Genomic DNA, 17,144 nt, shown 5'->3' with positions numbered 1-17,144 from the left:
ATAACTAATTACTAGTAACTATCTTTTAGATACCGTATTGATCGCGGTATGCTTGCACTGACTCAAGGTGCTGTTGCATCTCTGGTAGTGTTTCTAGATAAGTCACTACATCAGCAAGCTGGACGATTGAGATAACTTTAGCATCGTAATCACGTTCAACCTCTTGAATAGCAGAAAGCTCAGCTTTACCTTTTTCTTGGCGATCAAGCGCAATTAACACACCCGCAAGTTCTGCTTTATGTGCGTTAATGATATCCATCGATTCACGAATCGCTGTCCCCGCAGTGATAACATCATCAACTAACATCACTTTCCCGGTTAACTCAGAACCAACTAAACTTCCGCCTTCACCATGTGTTTTTGCTTCTTTACGATTAAAACAATATGGTAAATCTAAATCGTAGTCATTTGATAGTGCAACCGCCGTTGTTGTCGCGATTGGAATGCCTTTGTAAGCAGGACCAAAAAGTAGATCGTATTCAATACCAGAGTCTTGCAACGCAGCAGCGTAAAAACGCCCTAAACGTGCCAAGTCACGGCCAGTATTAAATAATCCCGCATTAAAAAAATAAGGGCTTACTCGACCTGATTTCAGGGTAAACTCACCAAACTTTAATACTTGCTTTTCAATAGCAAACTCAATAAATTCTTTTTGATAATCTTTCATTTTTACTCCGCGTTTAATGCTTTTTTCTGTTCAATTACTAATTTTTCGATACCACCTTTAGCAAGACTTAACATTGCTAATAGCTCTTCATGGCTAAATGCGCCCTCTTCAGCAGTACCTTGAATCTCAATCATGCCACCATTTTCTGTCATTACTACATTCATATCTGTTTCAGCATTTGAATCTTCATCGTAGTCTAAATCACAAACAGGTGTTCCTTTGTAAATGCCAACTGAAACAGCTGCAATCATCTGCTTCAGTGGATTTTTTTTAATTTTACCTTCAGCAACCATCCAGTTCAATGCATCCGCAAGTGCAATACAAGCGCCGGTAATAGAAGCGGTACGTGTACCACCATCAGCTTGAATAACATCACAATCAACAGTGATCATATTCTCACCAAACGCTTCTAAGTCAACCGCAGCACGCAATGAACGTGCGATTAAGCGTTGAATTTCTAGTGTTCGCCCACTTTGTTTGCCTTTCGCAGCTTCACGCATGTTACGTGAATGCGTCGCACGCGGTAACATTGAATATTCAGCCGTTACCCAACCTTTGCCCTTACCTTTTAAAAAGCGTGGTACAGAGCCTGATACAGAAGCATTACACAGTACTTTTGTATTACCCACTTCAATTAATACTGAACCTTCAGCATAAGCTGTAAAGTTACGTGTAATTTTGATTTCGCGGTTTTGCTCAGGAGTACGGTTACTTGGACGCATAGTTAAAAAGCCTTCTAAAAAGTGAGAGGCAATTATAGCAAGAATACGGGTAATTAATTGAAGTTAATAAAAATTAATCATCACTATTTGTAGCGATTGCGATGCTTGATAGGCAACCTTCGAATGTTAGTTATAAATAGGTCTAGCGCCGCACATAACAGCGCTAAATCTATTCAAAGCCTATTTTTGTAGCTGGTCAATATCGGTGATAGTAATCTGCTTATCTAGCGTCAGTAAGGGCGATTCAATAAATTTTTGCCCTTGCACCTGCACTAAAATTAACTGCTTATTCTTATCGTTGGCTAACAGGTCTGCATAGAATGCTTGCACATCTTTGAGCGTTACCGCATCTAATGCCTTAATATAATCAGGCTTACTATTAATCTGCTCTTTGAACATTAACCATTCATTACTAAGGTAACTAAATTCAGCATTCAGCGAGGTCGGTTTTGCCGTGTAATTGGCAATATGCGCAGCCTTTAACTGCGCAAATTTATCCTCAGTAGTTGCAGTAAGCTTAGGCTTAAAATCAGTTAAGAACTGCTTAAAGCGTTGATAAAGTTCGGCATTACTCGCAGCAGAGCTTTGTGTAAACAAACCAAACGCGACGTAATCATCTACATTAAATGAGGCACTAAAAGGTGAATAGGATAGCTGTTCTTGGGTACGAATTTGATCATAGAAAGCAGGTTGCAACAACTTATTTAATAACTCTGACGTCGCTAGTGCATGATCCCCTTTCTGGTTACTCAAGTGAATCATCACCAATGCATCATCCTGCATTTGTGATGGTAAGGCATAGTTTAATGTACCCTGTTTACTATCGGGGTGTAAGCGCTTGATGTTATAAAACGCTTTTGGTTGCGCTGTAACCGCATTAGTAATCTTTTTATCGAGTGCTAATACTTGTGATTCATTAAAATTACCTAACGCCAATAAACGCAGTGTTGATTGACTAAATATTTTATCTCTAAATGATTCAATATCTTTCACTGTTAACGAATCAATTTCAGCTAATAACGTTTTATCTGACCATGCAGGTTGGCGCACAACTTGTCTGAAACCATCAAATGCAAGATCTAGCGCTTTGATTTTAGGTTTATTATTTAAACGACGCTGTAACTCTTGCTTTGCTAATCGCAGCGATTGCTCGCTAAAAGTTGCATTCTGAACATGTGTTAACACCTGCAATAACAACTTATCCTGCTTATCACTATAACCGGATGTACTAATTAACAACCCGTTGGACTGTGATACAGAGAAATTTAATCCCGCTTCCTGGGTGACAAAGTTAAGCTCAGAGAACTGCTTTTTCAGCATCGCCAATAATAGATTCATATTGACTCTATTAGTTGCACTTTGATCAATTAGATCGCTATTAAGCTGTAATTTTAAGCTGCCTTTTGGCTCTTCGAGTTGAGCGCTTTGTGCAAACCACACCGAGTGTCCTTTATTATTGATCAGTTGTGATGCTTCGCCGCTATGCTCCGCTTTAACAATGGACAGATCTTCTGGCAACCAGCTATTACTTGGTGGTAATTGCAATTTAATTGTTGTGGCGTCAGTTAACCATTGGCGCTGCTGTTTATCTGTAATTGTATCAACTGCATACTCACCTTTATAATAATCGATGGCAGTACCACCTTTCGCATCAGGTGAAAGTAAGAATAGACGACTATTTTCTGGAGTAAGGAAGGTTAATAGCTGCTCGATAAACTTTTCATTAAATCCATCCAAACGGTAAGGAAAATAGATAATATCTTTAATTGGGTAAAGCTGCATATTTGCAGACAGCCCCATCACGTAATTAAACCCCGATTGTTTAGTTAAAAACTCAAAGCGCCTATCAAGGTTAGTTTTCTGCTCATTAAACTGTGTTTCATTGACACCTTGTTGTTTAATCAGGTCAATAAAAGCGAATAGTGTTGCCATTATTTTCTGTTGTGACTCAAGGCCTTTATTGGTGAGCTTAAATTGTAAAGAAAAGCGTGAGTAGAGGTCACTATGTGGGGCATAAAATCCAGCCATCACAGAGTCAACTAACCCAGCTTGAATTAAGGAGTCTGATAATCCACCTTTATGATCTGAACCTAACAGGCGGCTGATATAAGCACCAGGCTGATACATATATTCATCTTTCACACTAGGTACTAAAAAGTTCACCTGCAGTAATTTAATATCTGCAGTGGGTTTCATCTCAACTTTAATCGCTAGCTCTTTCTCAGTGAGCATTGGCTCCAAAATAATTGCCTTGCTCACCTTTTTATTAGGAATTTGAGTCAGATATTGACTAGCAACTTGCTCTAAATCTTTGATAGGGCGTGGGCTAGTCAACGCCACTTTCATCGTATTAGCAGAATAATGTTGATCGAAGAAATGGATTAATTCATCCTGTAATTTACTGCCCTCTTTATCGACTAAGGTGGTTAAATCACCGGTACTGAACCTTGCCATTGGATAACTGGGATTCAGTGTATAGCGCTGTAATGCATATAGTTTACGCATATCGTTATCATAATAGGTCTTATGTTCTGCATTAACCGTATGACGCTCTTTATCAGCATATTTTTCATCGAGCAGCGGCGCACGCATCACATCACCTAAACGATCTAACGCTTCATCAAAGGCGCTATCGTTAACTTCGAATCCATAAACGGTACTCTCTTGAGAGGTATAAGCATTGGTATAACCACCATTTTGAGTCATAAACTTACTGTATTCGTTGATCGTTGGGTAACGCTCCGACCCCAGAAATAACATGTGCTCTAGATAATGGGCAAGGCCTAACTGACTATCAGGATTATGCATACTACCGACAGGTACAGAAAGAGAGACCGCACTGTTTTCTAAGTCTGGATCTGAAACTAATAATACCTGTAATTCATTACTTAACGTGATCAGTTGGTAATCGCGGTTATCATTAGGACTTTGTCTAATAGGCGTATCACTAATTTCAAAAGGAGATGATTCAACCGCACTGGCTAAAGGGGACATAAGTATTCCTACACATAAAGTAACTAAAAGTGATCGTAACATGGGTGACTCTCATTAAATAAATAGGGGAAGTGCGCAACATAGACACTCAACCCTTAAAAAAGTTTAAACCTGCAACCAGAAAGTGGTGGGTCCATCATTGGTTGAACTGACCTGCATATTCGCGGCGAAAATTCCATTCTCAACATGCGCGCCCTTATCTCGGCTATGCTGATTAAAAAGTTCATACAGACGATTCGCTTCACTTGGCTCCGCACCATTAGAAAAACCGGGGCGATTACCTTTTTTAGTGTCTGCAGCCAAAGTGAACTGAGATATCACTAACAACTCGCCGCCAGCCTGCTGAACATTAAGGTTCATTTTATCGTTTTCATCAGCAAAGATTCGGTAAGCTAATACTTTTTCAGCAAGGCGTTTAGCTCCTTTATCATGATCGCCCTTTTCAACAGCTAGTAACACTAATAAGCCATGTTTTATCTGTCCGACAATGTTGCCTTCTACCTGTACGCTCGCATTGGTAACGCGTTGAATTAATGCGATCATTAAGCTTCCTTTTGTTGTTTAAGTTGCTGATGCGTAGTGGAATACTCTTCTAAGGTCGCTGTGACCTCTGCACCAAAGAGTACGATTAACCAGTTAAAGTAGATCCATACAAATAAGATCGGGATAACAGCTAATGCACCATAGATAAGCTGTTGTGATGGGAAATTAGTAATGTATAAAGTAAATAGCTCAGTCCCTACATTAAGTAACAGAGAAGCGACTAAGCCACCAATACATGAATAACGAAAACTGACACGCTGATGTGGCACCAAGGTATAAACACCAGAAAAAGCGAGCCAAGCAATCATAAAGGGCATAAAGCTTAGAAGTTGCTGACCAACAGACAGGAACCCTTGATCTTGTACAATTGAAAATAGGTATGAACTCAGGGCAATACTACTGCCTAAAATAATCGGACCTAAGCTTAAAATGGTCCAATAGATGGTAAATGCTTGCACGATAGAACGCTTATTAGTGCAGCGCCAGATGCGATTGATAGTTTGATCAATGGTTGAGATAAGCAGCAGCGCAATAACAATTAGCGATGCAATACCCATCATGCTCATCTTTTTGGTGTTTTCAATAAAGCCACCAACATGATCTTTAATCGCATCACCCGAAGTTGGCACGAAGTTATTATAGATAAGATCTTCCATTATCTGGTTGAGCTCAGAAAACATCGGAAATGCCGATAGCATGTAAAAAATAACCGCCAGAAATGGCACGATCGAAAGCAGCGTTACATACGCTAAATGCCCAGCGGGCACTTTAATATTATCTTGCTGACAACGGTTCCACAAAAATAATAAATACTGCCACCCCACTTTACTACTGTCGATAATCAACTGTTTATTCATGGCTAAATCCCTACCCTTTAATTCCCTGTTTCAATATCTGTATCATAACGTAAAAAAAATCAGCATTCAGTTAATACCAAAGGAATTAATAAAGTGATCATTCTTGCTGGTTAAAATTATCCCTAACTGCGTTGTGAGTTTTGAAGTGAGAACAACTATTAAAGAGTTAAAGTCTTTAATTTAATTCTCCGATAGAGGATTAACGCAGTTAATCTCTCGAAAGGATGCAACTCACGCCTTATTAGTAATAATTTTTCCTACGCAAACTCTGATCACCTATTAAATTCCATTGGTATAAGCACTGGTTTTTTAATAGTAAAACTACATATTGTAGTTACTTTTATTACACCCATAAAAAAACCCTTATTCAGTTTTCACCAAATAAGGGTTTTTATTCGCGAGCTAATCGCTAACTAAGGCAATTAACCTTTAGCAGGACGAGCTGCACGTTTACGTTCGTTTTCAGTAAGAAGTTTCTTACGGATACGAATGCTTTCTGGTGTAACTTCTACTAACTCATCTACATCGATGAACTCAAGCGCTTGCTCAAGAGTCAAGATAATTGCAGGTGAAAGTGTTTGTGCTTCATCTGTACCTGAAGAACGAACGTTAGTAAGTTGCTTACCACGTAAACAGTTAACTGTTAAATCGTTAGCACGGTTATGAATACCAATGATTTGACCTTCGTATACTGGTGCAGCATGACCTAAGAATAGGCGACCACGATCCTGTAGGAAGAATAAAGAGTAAGTAACCGCTTTACCTGTACCGTTAGATACTAATACACCATTTTGACGCTGACCAATTGTACCGCCTTTATGTGGGCCGTAGTGATCGAAGCTATGGTATAGAAGACCAGAACCAGAAGTGATTGTCATGAATTCAGTTTGGAAACCGATTAAGCCACGACTTGGGATCATAAAGTCTAAACGGATACGACCTTTACCATCTGGTGTCATGTTAGTTAGTTCCGCTTTACGGATGCCTAACTGTTCCATGATTGAACCTTGATGTTGATCTTCACAGTCAACAGTCAATGTTTCCATTGGCTCGTGTAATGCACCATCAATCATACGTTCGATAACTTCAGGACGAGATACTGCTAGCTCGAAACCTTCACGACGCATGTTTTCGATTAAGATACCTAAGTGTAATTCACCACGACCAGATACTTTAAATTTATCTGGATCGGCAGTTTCTTCTACTTTAAGTGCAACGTTATGTACTAACTCTTTGTTTAGACGATCAAGGATGTTACGTGAAGTAACGAATTTACCTTCTTGACCACAGAATGGAGAGTTATTTACTTGGAACGTCATTGTTACAGTTGGTTCATCAACTGTTAATGGCGACATAGCTTCAACATTGTTCTGTGCACAAATTGTGTCAGAAATTTTAAGCTCACCTAAACCACTTACTGCAATGATATCGCCTGCTTGCGCAAGTTCAACGTCATGGCGTTCAAGACCTAAGTAACCTAATACTTGGCCAACTTTACCTTTACGTTCTTTACCGTCAGCACCAACAATAGTTACTTGTTGGTTAACTTTAACGCTACCACGAGTAACACGACCAACACCGATAACACCTACGTATGAGTTGTAATCAAGTTGAGAAATTTGCATTTGGAAATCACCGTCACGGTCCGCGTCAGGTGGAGCAACACCATCAACGATCGCTTGGAATAAAGATTCCATGTTTTCAGTTGGTTCTTCTGATTCAGCGTTAGCCCAACCATTTAGTGCAGAAGCGTAAACAACTTTAAAGTCTAACTGTTCATCAGTCGCGCCTAAGTTGTCAAACAGATCAAATACTTGATCCATTACCCATTCAGGACGTGAACCAGGCTTGTCAACTTTGTTGATAACAACAATTGGCTTAAGGCCGTGTGCGAATGCTTTTTGTGTTACGAAGCGAGTTTGTGGCATAGGGCCATCTACTGCATCAACGATTAAACAAACACTGTCTACCATAGACATGATACGCTCAACTTCACCACCGAAGTCAGCATGTCCAGGAGTATCTACGATATTGATGTGGTAATCATTCCACTCGATCGCAGTGTTTTTAGCAAGAATGGTAATACCACGCTCTTTCTCTAAATCGTTAGAGTCCATTACACGCTCTTCGTTGCCGCCGCGTGAATCTAAAGTGCCAGATTGCTCTAAAAGTTTATCAACAAGGGTAGTTTTACCGTGGTCAACGTGAGCAATGATAGCTATATTTCTTAATTTATCTAACGACATGATGCGCCTCAAAAAGTAACAATTGAAAAAATACCAATTAGATAAACTTAACAGCAACTGTATAGTTCATCTAATTGGTATAAACGGATAATCTAACTAAGTGTATAGCCAATTATCCAAAGTGCGCACATTGTAACCATAATTTCAAAAATAGAAAGTTTTAAGTACGTCACAATTAACATATTCCCTGTAATAATCGCTTTTCATCGTACTTTCACCCTACTCGCTATATTGTTTATGCACATAACATGAGCAAAGCACCAATATAACGCACAAAGCACCAACATGGTGCAGATTATTTCATTTTACTCCTCCTCCAAAACATGAAATTATTAGGCAATGTTTTGTTGGTGTTGATTAAATAAATAATTTGGCAATATTGAAGTTACCAATTTTTCATCGCACCTTCATTTAAATACTACTTAGAGGTTCCAAATATGTCTGTACAAACTGCACAAGACGTTCTTGCTCTTATCGAAGAACAGGATGTTAAATTCGTTGATTTACGTTTCACTGATACACATGGTAAAGAGCAACATGTATCTGTACCGCATCATCAACTAAATGAGGACTTCTTCGAAGAAGGTAAAATGTTCGATGGCTCTTCGATCGCTGGTTGGAAAGGCATTCAAGATTCAGACATGGTACTTATGCCAGTTGCTTCTACTGCAGTACTTGACCCATTTACAGATGACGTAACGCTAAACCTACGTTGTGACGTATTAGAGCCAAAAACAATGTTAGGTTACGACCGTGACCCACGCTCTGTTGCGAAACGTGCTGAAGCATACATGCGCTCTACAGGCCTTGCTGATACGGTTTTATTTGGTCCAGAACCAGAGTTCTTCCTATTTGACGACGTTAAATACGGTAACGGTATTGCAGGTTCTTTCTACTCAATTGATGCTAAAGAAGCAGCTTGGAATTCAGGTACTTCATACGAAGACGGTAATACTGGTCATCGCCCTGGTATCAAAGGCGGTTACTTCCCAGTAGCACCTGTTGATTCAGCGCAAAACATCCGTTCTGCTATGTGTTTAATCATGGAAGAGATGGGCCTTGTAGTTGAAGCACATCATCACGAAGTAGCAACAGCTGGTCAAAATGAGATCGCATGTCGTTTCAACACGATGGTTGAAAAAGCAGATGAGATCCAAATCTACAAGTATGTTGTACATAATGTAGCGCACGCATACGGCCAAACTGCAACGTTCATGCCTAAACCACTTGTAGGCGATAATGGTTCTGGTAACCACTGTCACCAATCTCTAGGTAAAGATGGCGTTAACCTATTCTCTGGTGATCAGTACGGCGGCCTATCACAAATGGCGCTTTACTACATTGGCGGTATCATCAAACACGCTAAAGCACTGAATGCATTTACTAATGCTTCAACTAACTCGTACAAGCGTCTTATCCCTGGCTTTGAAGCACCTGTAATGCTTGCATACTCTGCTGGTAACCGTTCTGCTTCTATCCGTATTCCAATCGTACCAACTGCACGTGCAGCGCGTATCGAAGTACGTTTCCCTGACCCAACAATGAACCCTTACTTAGGTTTCGCTGCGATGTTAATGGCTGGCCTTGACGGTATCAAAAACAAGATTGATCCAGGCGAGTCTCTAGATAAAGATCTTTACGACCTACCTAAAGAAGAAGCGGATGCTATCCCGCAAGTTGCTGTTTCTTTTGAAGAAGCACTTGCTGCACTTGATGAAGACCGTGGCTTCCTTACTGAAGGCGGCGTATTCTCAAATGAATCAATTGATGCATACATCGAACTTAAAACGAAAGAGTGTGAAGCAGTATCTCAAGCAACACATCCAAAAGAGTTTGACCTTTACTACAGCGTATAATCTAAGCTGTTAATACCGGTTTAATCTCTAAAGGGTCGCTCTATGCGGCCCTTTTTATTGCCTATTTTTTAATATTATGACACTTCGTGTAAGCAATAAAATAACGACTTTCCACACCTGAAAGAGGCTAAATTCAGGTATCCCTAACCACACTTTACATTTTGGCACCCATCTTGCTTAATCATATTGAATTATTTCATTAGCACTTAACAATTACTAAGCCGCTAACCACAATACTATACGCAGCAAGCAAGGAGCCTTAACATGAGTGGAAATCAAGTCCGCCTTCAAGCAATTGAACAAATTACTAACCGTGCACCAAAAGAGGTCGCTCAGACTAAACCGCTAAGTCAAATTTGGGCAAATGATGTTTTCAATTTGCAAAAAATGGAAGACGCGCTATCTAAAAATGCTTTTAAAGCGATTAAAAAGACGGTTCAAACAGGCGTAGCACTAGATAACTCTACTGCAGATATTGTGGCAGCAGCGATGAAAGATTGGGCTTTATCAAAAGGCGCAAAATTCTTCTCTCACGTTTTTTACCCGATGACTAACATCACAGCTGAAAAACATGATGCATTCATCCTGACTAACTCTGACGGTAATGCGATAAACGAATTCACAGGCAGCCTATTAATTAAAGGCGAACCAGATGGTTCATCTTTCCCTAATGGTAGCTTACGTATGACTAACGCAGCGCGTGGTTATACCGCATGGGATCCAACAAGCCCAGTGTACATTCAACACACTGCTAACGGCGCAACATTAATGATTCCAAGTGTATTCATGTCTTGGACTGGTGAAGCACTAGATAAAAAAATTCCATTACTACGCTCTAACTCAGCAATGAATGAAGCTGCACAAAAAGTATTATCATTAATGGGTGAGACTGACATTGCAGACTTGAATTCAAGCTGTGGTCCAGAGCAAGAGTACTTCTTAGTCGATGAGAACTTCGCAAATGCGCGTCCTGATCTGTTATTAGCTGGTCGTACCCTTTTTGGTGCAGCACCTGCTAAAGGCCAACAGTTTGATGATCACTACTTTGGTGCAATCCCACCGCGCGTTCAAGTATTCATGCAAGACTTTGAAGACCAATTATACAAATTAGGCATTCCAGCTAAAACGCATCATAACGAAGTAGCACCTGGTCAATTCGAAATTGCACCTTATTACGGCGCAGCGAACGTTGGTGCCGATCAGCAACAACTTCTTATGACGATCATGAAGAAAACAGCTAAAGAACACGGCTTCTTATGTTTGTTACATGAAAAACCATTTGCTGGCGTAAACGGTTCAGGTAAACACGTTAACTGGTCTGTTGGTAACAGCACACAAGGTAACTTACTAGACCCAGGTAAAACACCACACGAGAACTTACAGTTCCTATTATTCTGTGGCGCGGTTATCCGTGGTGTACATAAATACGGTCCTTTATTACGTGCGGTTATCGCTTCTGCTGGTAATGACCATCGTTTAGGTGCTAATGAAGCGCCACCTGCAATTCTTTCTGTTTACTTAGGTGACCAATTAGAAAAAGTATTTGAAGAGATCAAAACGGGTAAACTTACAGGTTGTACTGACGGCGGCGAGATGGACCTTGGTCTTTCTCAAATCCTTAATTTTGACCGTGATCCAGGCGATCGTAACCGTACTTCTCCGTTTGCATTTACGGGTAACCGTTTTGAGTTCCGTGCTGTTGGTTCTGAGCAATCAGTTTCTGGCCCATTAGTAGCAATGAACACAATGCTTGCTGATTCATTAAACTGGATCGCTGAAAAATTAGAAGCTGCACTAACAACTCAAGATCAAACAGCAGCTGTTATCACTGTATTAAAAGAGCTAGTTGAATTACATGGTAATGCTATCTTTGGTGGTGACGGATATTCTGAAGAGTGGCATAAAGCCGCTGTTGAAGAGCGTGGCTTATTAAATATTCCTACAACAGCTGATGCACTACCGCATTTAATGTCTGCTGATATTGTTAAGTTATTTGAAAGCACCGGCGTTTTATCTCCAGTGGAATTAGAAAGTCGCTACGAGGTTTACGCTGAACAATACAACCTAGCAATTGAAGTTGAAGCAAAATTAACAAGTGATATCGCTAAAACTAAAATTTATCCTGCCGCTATCTCTTACTTATCAGAGCTAACGCACGCATCTTCATCACTATCTGGTTTAGGTCTTGATTTAAACCCGACGGTAACTAAAGAGATCGTTGAACATGCAAATGGTTTATTAGTAACAGTTACTAAACTTGAAGCTGAAGTGGTTAAACATGATTTCGCTGATGCGGAAGCACATATGCGTCATAGTGCAGATGTTCTTTGCCCGCTAATGACTGAAGTCCGTGCTCACGCTGATGCGCTTGAGTTATTAGTAGCAGATGAATTATGGCCGCTACCTAAGTACTCAGAAATGTTATTTATTAAATAATAGCGACTAAAGCTAGCAAGAAGTGGACATTCTCCGCGGCTTGCTAGTTTGATGTTTTTTATCTCTATGAGTATTAGCAACTCGCTAGTATTCATAGAGATAAAAAAAAATTAATCATTATATTAATGATTAATTATTGATATTGGCTAAGGATTAACATTTTTAGCACAGCTTCGTTTACATAATGATTCTTTTATTGCCTAAACCAAGTTCATGGCTCACACTTAAATCTATTTAGCTTAAGGTTTAACACTATGAAATTATCTCTATTATTTGTGTCTACGTTGCTTTACCTTTTTTCATCACTGGCAACTGCTGAGATGAAAATTTACCATTGGGTTGATGAAAATGGAAAGGTACATTTTTCTGATACTGCGATACCGGGTACAGAAGAACTAGATGTAAAAGAGATCAATTTAGTGCCGGTCAATGGACCTGGAAATGATCAAAATGACGCTATAGCTAACCAACTTTCTATCGATAGTGAAGATGAGCAAGAGATAATAAATTACCAAGCGACAATCACCTCACCAGAGAATGATGCGCCGTTACGCAGTAATGAAGGCACCATCAATATTCATGTTGCAATACAACCTGAAAAAGAGAATGCACACACATTACAACTCTATTTAGATGGTAAAAAACTTGGCTCTCCACAAATATCACCCGCCATCCGAGCTCAGAATATTGATCGCGGAACGCACCAAGTGCAGGTTGAACTATTAGATGAAGATGGAACAGTATTAGCAAAAACACAGGTCGTTACTGTGCATTTGCAACGCGCATCAATTAAATCGCAAGTGCGTGCAGTTATAAAATAATAGTAGGAAAAATGCTCACAAAATTACCCCATGGCTTTCCTCTGGCCATTATCGAAGAGGCAAATACCGCCTTTGTGATTATTGATGAATCGCTGAAACTCAGTTATGCAAACCCCGCCAGTGAGTTACTGCTTTCACAAAGCTGTCAGCGTCTTTCTCAACAAAGCTTACAACAACTAGCTACTCACTATCATTTTAGTCCTGTTACTATCGAGCAAGTATTTAAAGACAAAGGGGCGTTTAATGAAAATGAGGTCACACTACTGGTTGATGCTCAACCACTCGTGATTAACTTAAGTGCAACACACCTTTCTTTTGAAGGCTGTGCTTATGTCATCATTGAGATGCGCTGTATTGAGCAACAACGTAAATTAAGCCAAGTACATTATCAAGAACATCAACAAAAAGCAGCCCAAGATTTAGTGCGTGGTCTTGCCCATGAGATAAAAAATCCCTTAGGTGGATTACGTGGTGCCGCACAACTTTTAGAAAGTGAACTGCCTTCCCCTGAACTGAAAGAGTTCACGCAAATTATTATTGAACAAGCTGACCGATTAAGTGCATTAGTAAACCGTTTATTAGGCCCCCAGAAAATGGGTGAACGGAAAATGGATAATATCCATTCCGTTTTGGAAAAAGTGCGTCAATTAGTTTGCCTAGACCTACCTGATTTTATCAATATTAAACTTGATTATGACCCAAGTATTCCTGATTTTGAGATGCAGTCTGACCAACTATTACAGGCATTTTTAAATATCGTCCAAAATGCGGTACAAGCACTGATCCCCGATGTGAAACAAGGCTCTGAAATAACGCTACGTACACGCACAGCACATCAAGTGACTATCAATGGCGTACCACAAAAATTAGCCGTTGAAATTAAAGTTATCGACAATGGTTCAGGTATTCCAAAACATCTTAAAGATACTCTTTTCTACCCGATGGTTACAGGTAAAAGTGATGGTACTGGATTAGGTTTGTCTATCGCCCAGGAGCTTATTAAGCAGCACCATGGACGCATTGAATGCCACAGCACCGTTGGGCACACTGAATTCTCTATCTATCTCCCCATGAAATTATAATTAGGATCAAAAATGACTACTACCGCTTGGATCGTCGATGATGATCATGCTATTCGTTGGGTATTAGAGCGCACCCTAAAAAGCAACAATATCAACCATGCTAGTTTCCCTGATGGTGAGTGCCTATGGCAGCAATTACAAATTGAACAGCCGGAGGTAATAATTTCTGATGTGCGTATGCCCGGTATCGATGGCTTAGCGTTGATGGAAAAAATACACCAACGTTTTCCAACGATTCCGATTATCATCATGACGGCACACAGCGACTTAGACAGTGCCGTTAATGCCTATCAAAGTGGCGCCTTTGAGTATCTGCCTAAACCCTTTGATATTCATGAAGCAACGGCGCTCATCCAACGCGCTATCAACCACAGTTTAGAGCTTAAACAAGCAAAAAAGCCAGTGAGTCAGCTTGTTGCTACACCTGAAATTATTGGTGAAGCCCCAGCGATGCAAGAAGTGTTTCGTGTTATTGGTCGCTTATCTCGATCTAGTATGAGCGTACTGATCAATGGTCAATCTGGTACCGGTAAAGAGTTAGTTGCTCAAGCACTGCATAAACATAGCCCGCGTAAAGACAATACCTTTATCGCACTTAATATGGCGGCGATCCCACGCGAATTGATTGAAGCAGAGTTATTTGGTCATGAAAAAGGTTCATTCACTGGTGCGGCCGCTAACCGTCAAGGGCGTTTTGAGCAAGCTGATGGCGGTACGCTATTTCTAGATGAAATTGGTGATATGCCACTTGATGTTCAAACACGTTTATTACGTGTTTTAGCAGATGGTCAATTCTATCGTGTGGGTGGTCACCAAGGTATTAAGGTTGATGTGCGTATCATCGCAGCAACCCACCAAAACCTAGAACAAAAAGTAGAATCAGGAGATTTTCGAGAAGATCTATTTCATCGATTAAATGTGATTCGCCTGCAAATACCCGCATTGAAAGAACGCCGAGAAGATATCAGCTTATTAGCACAACATTTCTTGCATAACATTGCTGCCGAGTTAAATGTTGAAAGCAAAATGCTCACAGAAGAGACCAAAGAGTACCTAAGCATGCTGCCTTGGCCCGGTAACGTTCGTCAACTAGAAAACATCTGTCGCTGGTTGACTGTGATGGCAAGTGGTCAAGAGGTACATATCAATGATCTTCCACCAGAACTTGGCGCTCAAGAAACACAAAGTAACGACAGTGAAACACCACTCTGGCAGAAGAATTTACAGCAGTGGACATTAACAGCGCTAAAGCAAGGCGAGCAAGATATTCTCAGTGAAGCACTGCCTGAATTTGAAAAAATAATGCTTAAAACTGCCTTACAATTTACCGACGGTAAAAAACAGGAAGCAGCCAAGTTATTAGGCTGGGGAAGAAATACGTTAACCCGTAAATTAAAAGAGTTTGGCCTAGGTTAACGATTAATGAGCTAAAAGATAAAACACAAAGCCATTAATTTTCGATTAAATTAATGGCTTTTTACTAACTAAGCTATGCACTGATAGCGCGCTGTTTTTTATTTCTAAGCAATAAACAAACAATTGATAACACCGCACAGCTACAGATAACTGCGACCATTGGCCAACTTGATGTCGCCGGAAGAAATGCAATGATTGCCGCAGCAACCCCACCTAAACCAAAGCGTAATGTACCTGCTAATGAGGAGGCTGTGCCTGCAATACTCGGGTAATCACTTAAAAGAATAGCCATCGAATTACTACCTACGGTTGAGATAGAACTGGTGTATAACATGATAGGTATTACCACGCCCCAAAGCCCTAAATCGAACAACTGCCCAGTTAATAATAAAACCCCAGCGACAAGCTGTATACTCAACCCTAAACTTAACATCCACTGCGAACCTTTCAGACGTACTAAACGCCCATTAACCACTGTCATCACCATCATCGAAACAACATTCAGACCAAATAGATAACCAACATGCTCAATAGGCACACCATGCAACTCAACATACACAAATGAACCGGCGGTTAAAAAGGCAAACATACCTGAAAATGACAGCGCACCGGTTAAAATTAACAACATTGCATCTGCACTCTTTACTATTGATCTGTAATTATAAAGTACTGATCGTACCCTAAATGGTTGACGTTTTTCGACTGCTAGTGTTTCAGGAATTTTTATAACAATCGCAGCAATCACTAATAGTGCAATCAGCGCGATCAACCAAAAAATAGAGCGCCAACCAAACCACACTGCCATATAACCGCCTAATAATGGTGCGATAAGTGGCGCAAGTGTCATGACTAATACAATAAATGACATGGTGCGTGCAAACTCTTCCTTTTCAAACATATCGCGCACAATTGCTTGAATCACCACAGCAGCGGCTGCACCAGCAAAACCTTGTGCAACACGCGTCCAAGTTAATAACTCGATACTCGGTGCCAACGCACTTAAAATAGATGCTAAGGTAAATAGTAACGTCCCCGTCAATAATACTGGTCTGCGTCCAAAGCTATCAGCGAGTGGTCCATGAAGTAATTGCCCTAATGCAAAACCAGCCATATAAGCTGTTAATGTAATTTGAATATCCCCTGCAGAAACTGAAAACTCCTTCGCAATTGAGGGCATTGCAGGCAGGTACATATCGATAGCAAAGGGTGTTAATGCTGAGATTGCACCTAAAATAACGATCAGTAAAAAACTGAGTTGTGTCGGTTTTGAAGGCATTGGTAACTCCAAGGTTCATACATTCAATGAGTCATTCAACGAATAATGCAGAGGCCTAAATAGGTGTGTGGATAATTGTATGACAATAACGGGATCAAGATCACATAGTAACAGCAACCGAACTACAAGTTATAATAGTTTAATAAATAGATTATCAGTTTAATAAGTGAACTATTTATTAAGAGGTAGTTATTATTGGTGACTATTTTGAATGATTATTAAGCGACC

General features: G+C 40.1%; 12 protein-coding genes. 5 read left to right on the top strand and 7 right to left on the bottom strand.

Annotated features, from left to right (window positions below; all coding sequences use genetic code 11):
- Positions 1-25 precede the first annotated feature (25 nt).
- The 6 genes from pyrE to typA all read right to left on the bottom strand — a co-directional run bounded on the left by pyrE (position 26) and on the right by typA (position 8,029).
- Complete coding sequence (pyrE, locus tag QQK09_RS08470; RefSeq protein ID WP_284203691.1) at positions 26-667, bottom strand: orotate phosphoribosyltransferase; 642 nt, start codon at positions 665-667, stop codon at positions 26-28.
- A 2-nt stretch (positions 668-669) separates the two neighbouring features.
- The gene (rph, locus tag QQK09_RS08465; RefSeq protein WP_284203690.1) at positions 670-1,389 is read right to left on the bottom strand and encodes a ribonuclease PH; all 720 of its coding nucleotides are present in this window, start codon (positions 1,387-1,389) and stop codon (positions 670-672) included.
- Between the two features lie 180 nt (positions 1,390-1,569).
- A complete protein-coding gene (locus tag QQK09_RS08460; RefSeq protein ID WP_284203689.1) occupies positions 1,570-4,383 on the bottom strand; it encodes an insulinase family protein in 2,814 nt (937 codons plus the stop codon).
- Between the two features lie 105 nt (positions 4,384-4,488).
- A complete protein-coding gene (gene dtd / locus QQK09_RS08455; RefSeq protein ID WP_284203688.1) occupies positions 4,489-4,926 on the bottom strand; it encodes a D-aminoacyl-tRNA deacylase in 438 nt (145 codons plus the stop codon).
- Positions 4,926-5,783, bottom strand: coding sequence for a virulence factor BrkB family protein (locus tag QQK09_RS08450; RefSeq protein ID WP_284203687.1), 858 nt, complete (start codon positions 5,781-5,783; stop codon positions 4,926-4,928). The genes dtd and QQK09_RS08450 overlap by 1 nt, the downstream gene beginning before the upstream one ends.
- A gap of 422 nt (positions 5,784-6,205) precedes the next feature.
- A complete protein-coding gene (gene typA / locus QQK09_RS08445; RefSeq protein WP_284203686.1) occupies positions 6,206-8,029 on the bottom strand; it encodes a translational GTPase TypA in 1,824 nt (607 codons plus the stop codon).
- A 437-nt stretch (positions 8,030-8,466) separates the two neighbouring features.
- Between typA and glnA the strand changes: the two genes are divergently transcribed.
- The 5 genes from glnA to glnG all read left to right on the top strand — a co-directional run bounded on the left by glnA (position 8,467) and on the right by glnG (position 15,640).
- Positions 8,467-9,885 carry a glutamate--ammonia ligase gene (glnA, locus tag QQK09_RS08440; RefSeq protein ID WP_284203685.1) on the top strand — a complete coding sequence of 473 codons (1,419 nt, stop codon included), beginning with the start codon at positions 8,467-8,469 and terminating at the stop codon, positions 9,883-9,885.
- Positions 9,886-10,149: 264 nt separating this feature from the next.
- Positions 10,150-12,321, top strand: a complete 2,172-nt coding sequence (locus QQK09_RS08435) for a glutamine synthetase III family protein (RefSeq protein WP_284203684.1) — start codon at positions 10,150-10,152, stop codon at positions 12,319-12,321.
- A gap of 254 nt (positions 12,322-12,575) precedes the next feature.
- Positions 12,576-13,142, top strand: coding sequence for a DUF4124 domain-containing protein (locus tag QQK09_RS08430; RefSeq protein WP_284203683.1), 567 nt, complete (start codon positions 12,576-12,578; stop codon positions 13,140-13,142).
- Positions 13,143-13,153: 11 nt separating this feature from the next.
- Positions 13,154-14,224, top strand: a complete 1,071-nt coding sequence (glnL, locus tag QQK09_RS08425) for a nitrogen regulation protein NR(II) (protein WP_284203682.1) — start codon at positions 13,154-13,156, stop codon at positions 14,222-14,224.
- A 12-nt stretch (positions 14,225-14,236) separates the two neighbouring features.
- Positions 14,237-15,640: a nitrogen regulation protein NR(I) gene (glnG, locus tag QQK09_RS08420; protein WP_284203681.1), complete on the top strand. Its 1,404-nt coding sequence runs from the start codon at positions 14,237-14,239 to the stop codon at positions 15,638-15,640.
- Positions 15,641-15,713: 73 nt separating this feature from the next.
- Here the strand turns inward: glnG and QQK09_RS08415 are convergent, their stop codons facing one another.
- The gene (locus QQK09_RS08415) at positions 15,714-16,916 is read right to left on the bottom strand and encodes a Bcr/CflA family multidrug efflux MFS transporter (RefSeq protein WP_284203680.1); all 1,203 of its coding nucleotides are present in this window, start codon (positions 16,914-16,916) and stop codon (positions 15,714-15,716) included.
- Positions 16,917-17,144: the final 228 nt, after the last annotated feature.

Origin of the sequence: Psychromonas marina, assembly GCF_030161115.1 — a bacterium.
In the GTDB taxonomy this organism is placed as follows: domain Bacteria; phylum Pseudomonadota; class Gammaproteobacteria; order Enterobacterales; family Psychromonadaceae; genus Psychromonas; species Psychromonas marina.
The sequence above is the reverse complement of the archived record's forward strand: the minus strand, read 5'-3'. Positions and strand labels throughout refer to the sequence as shown.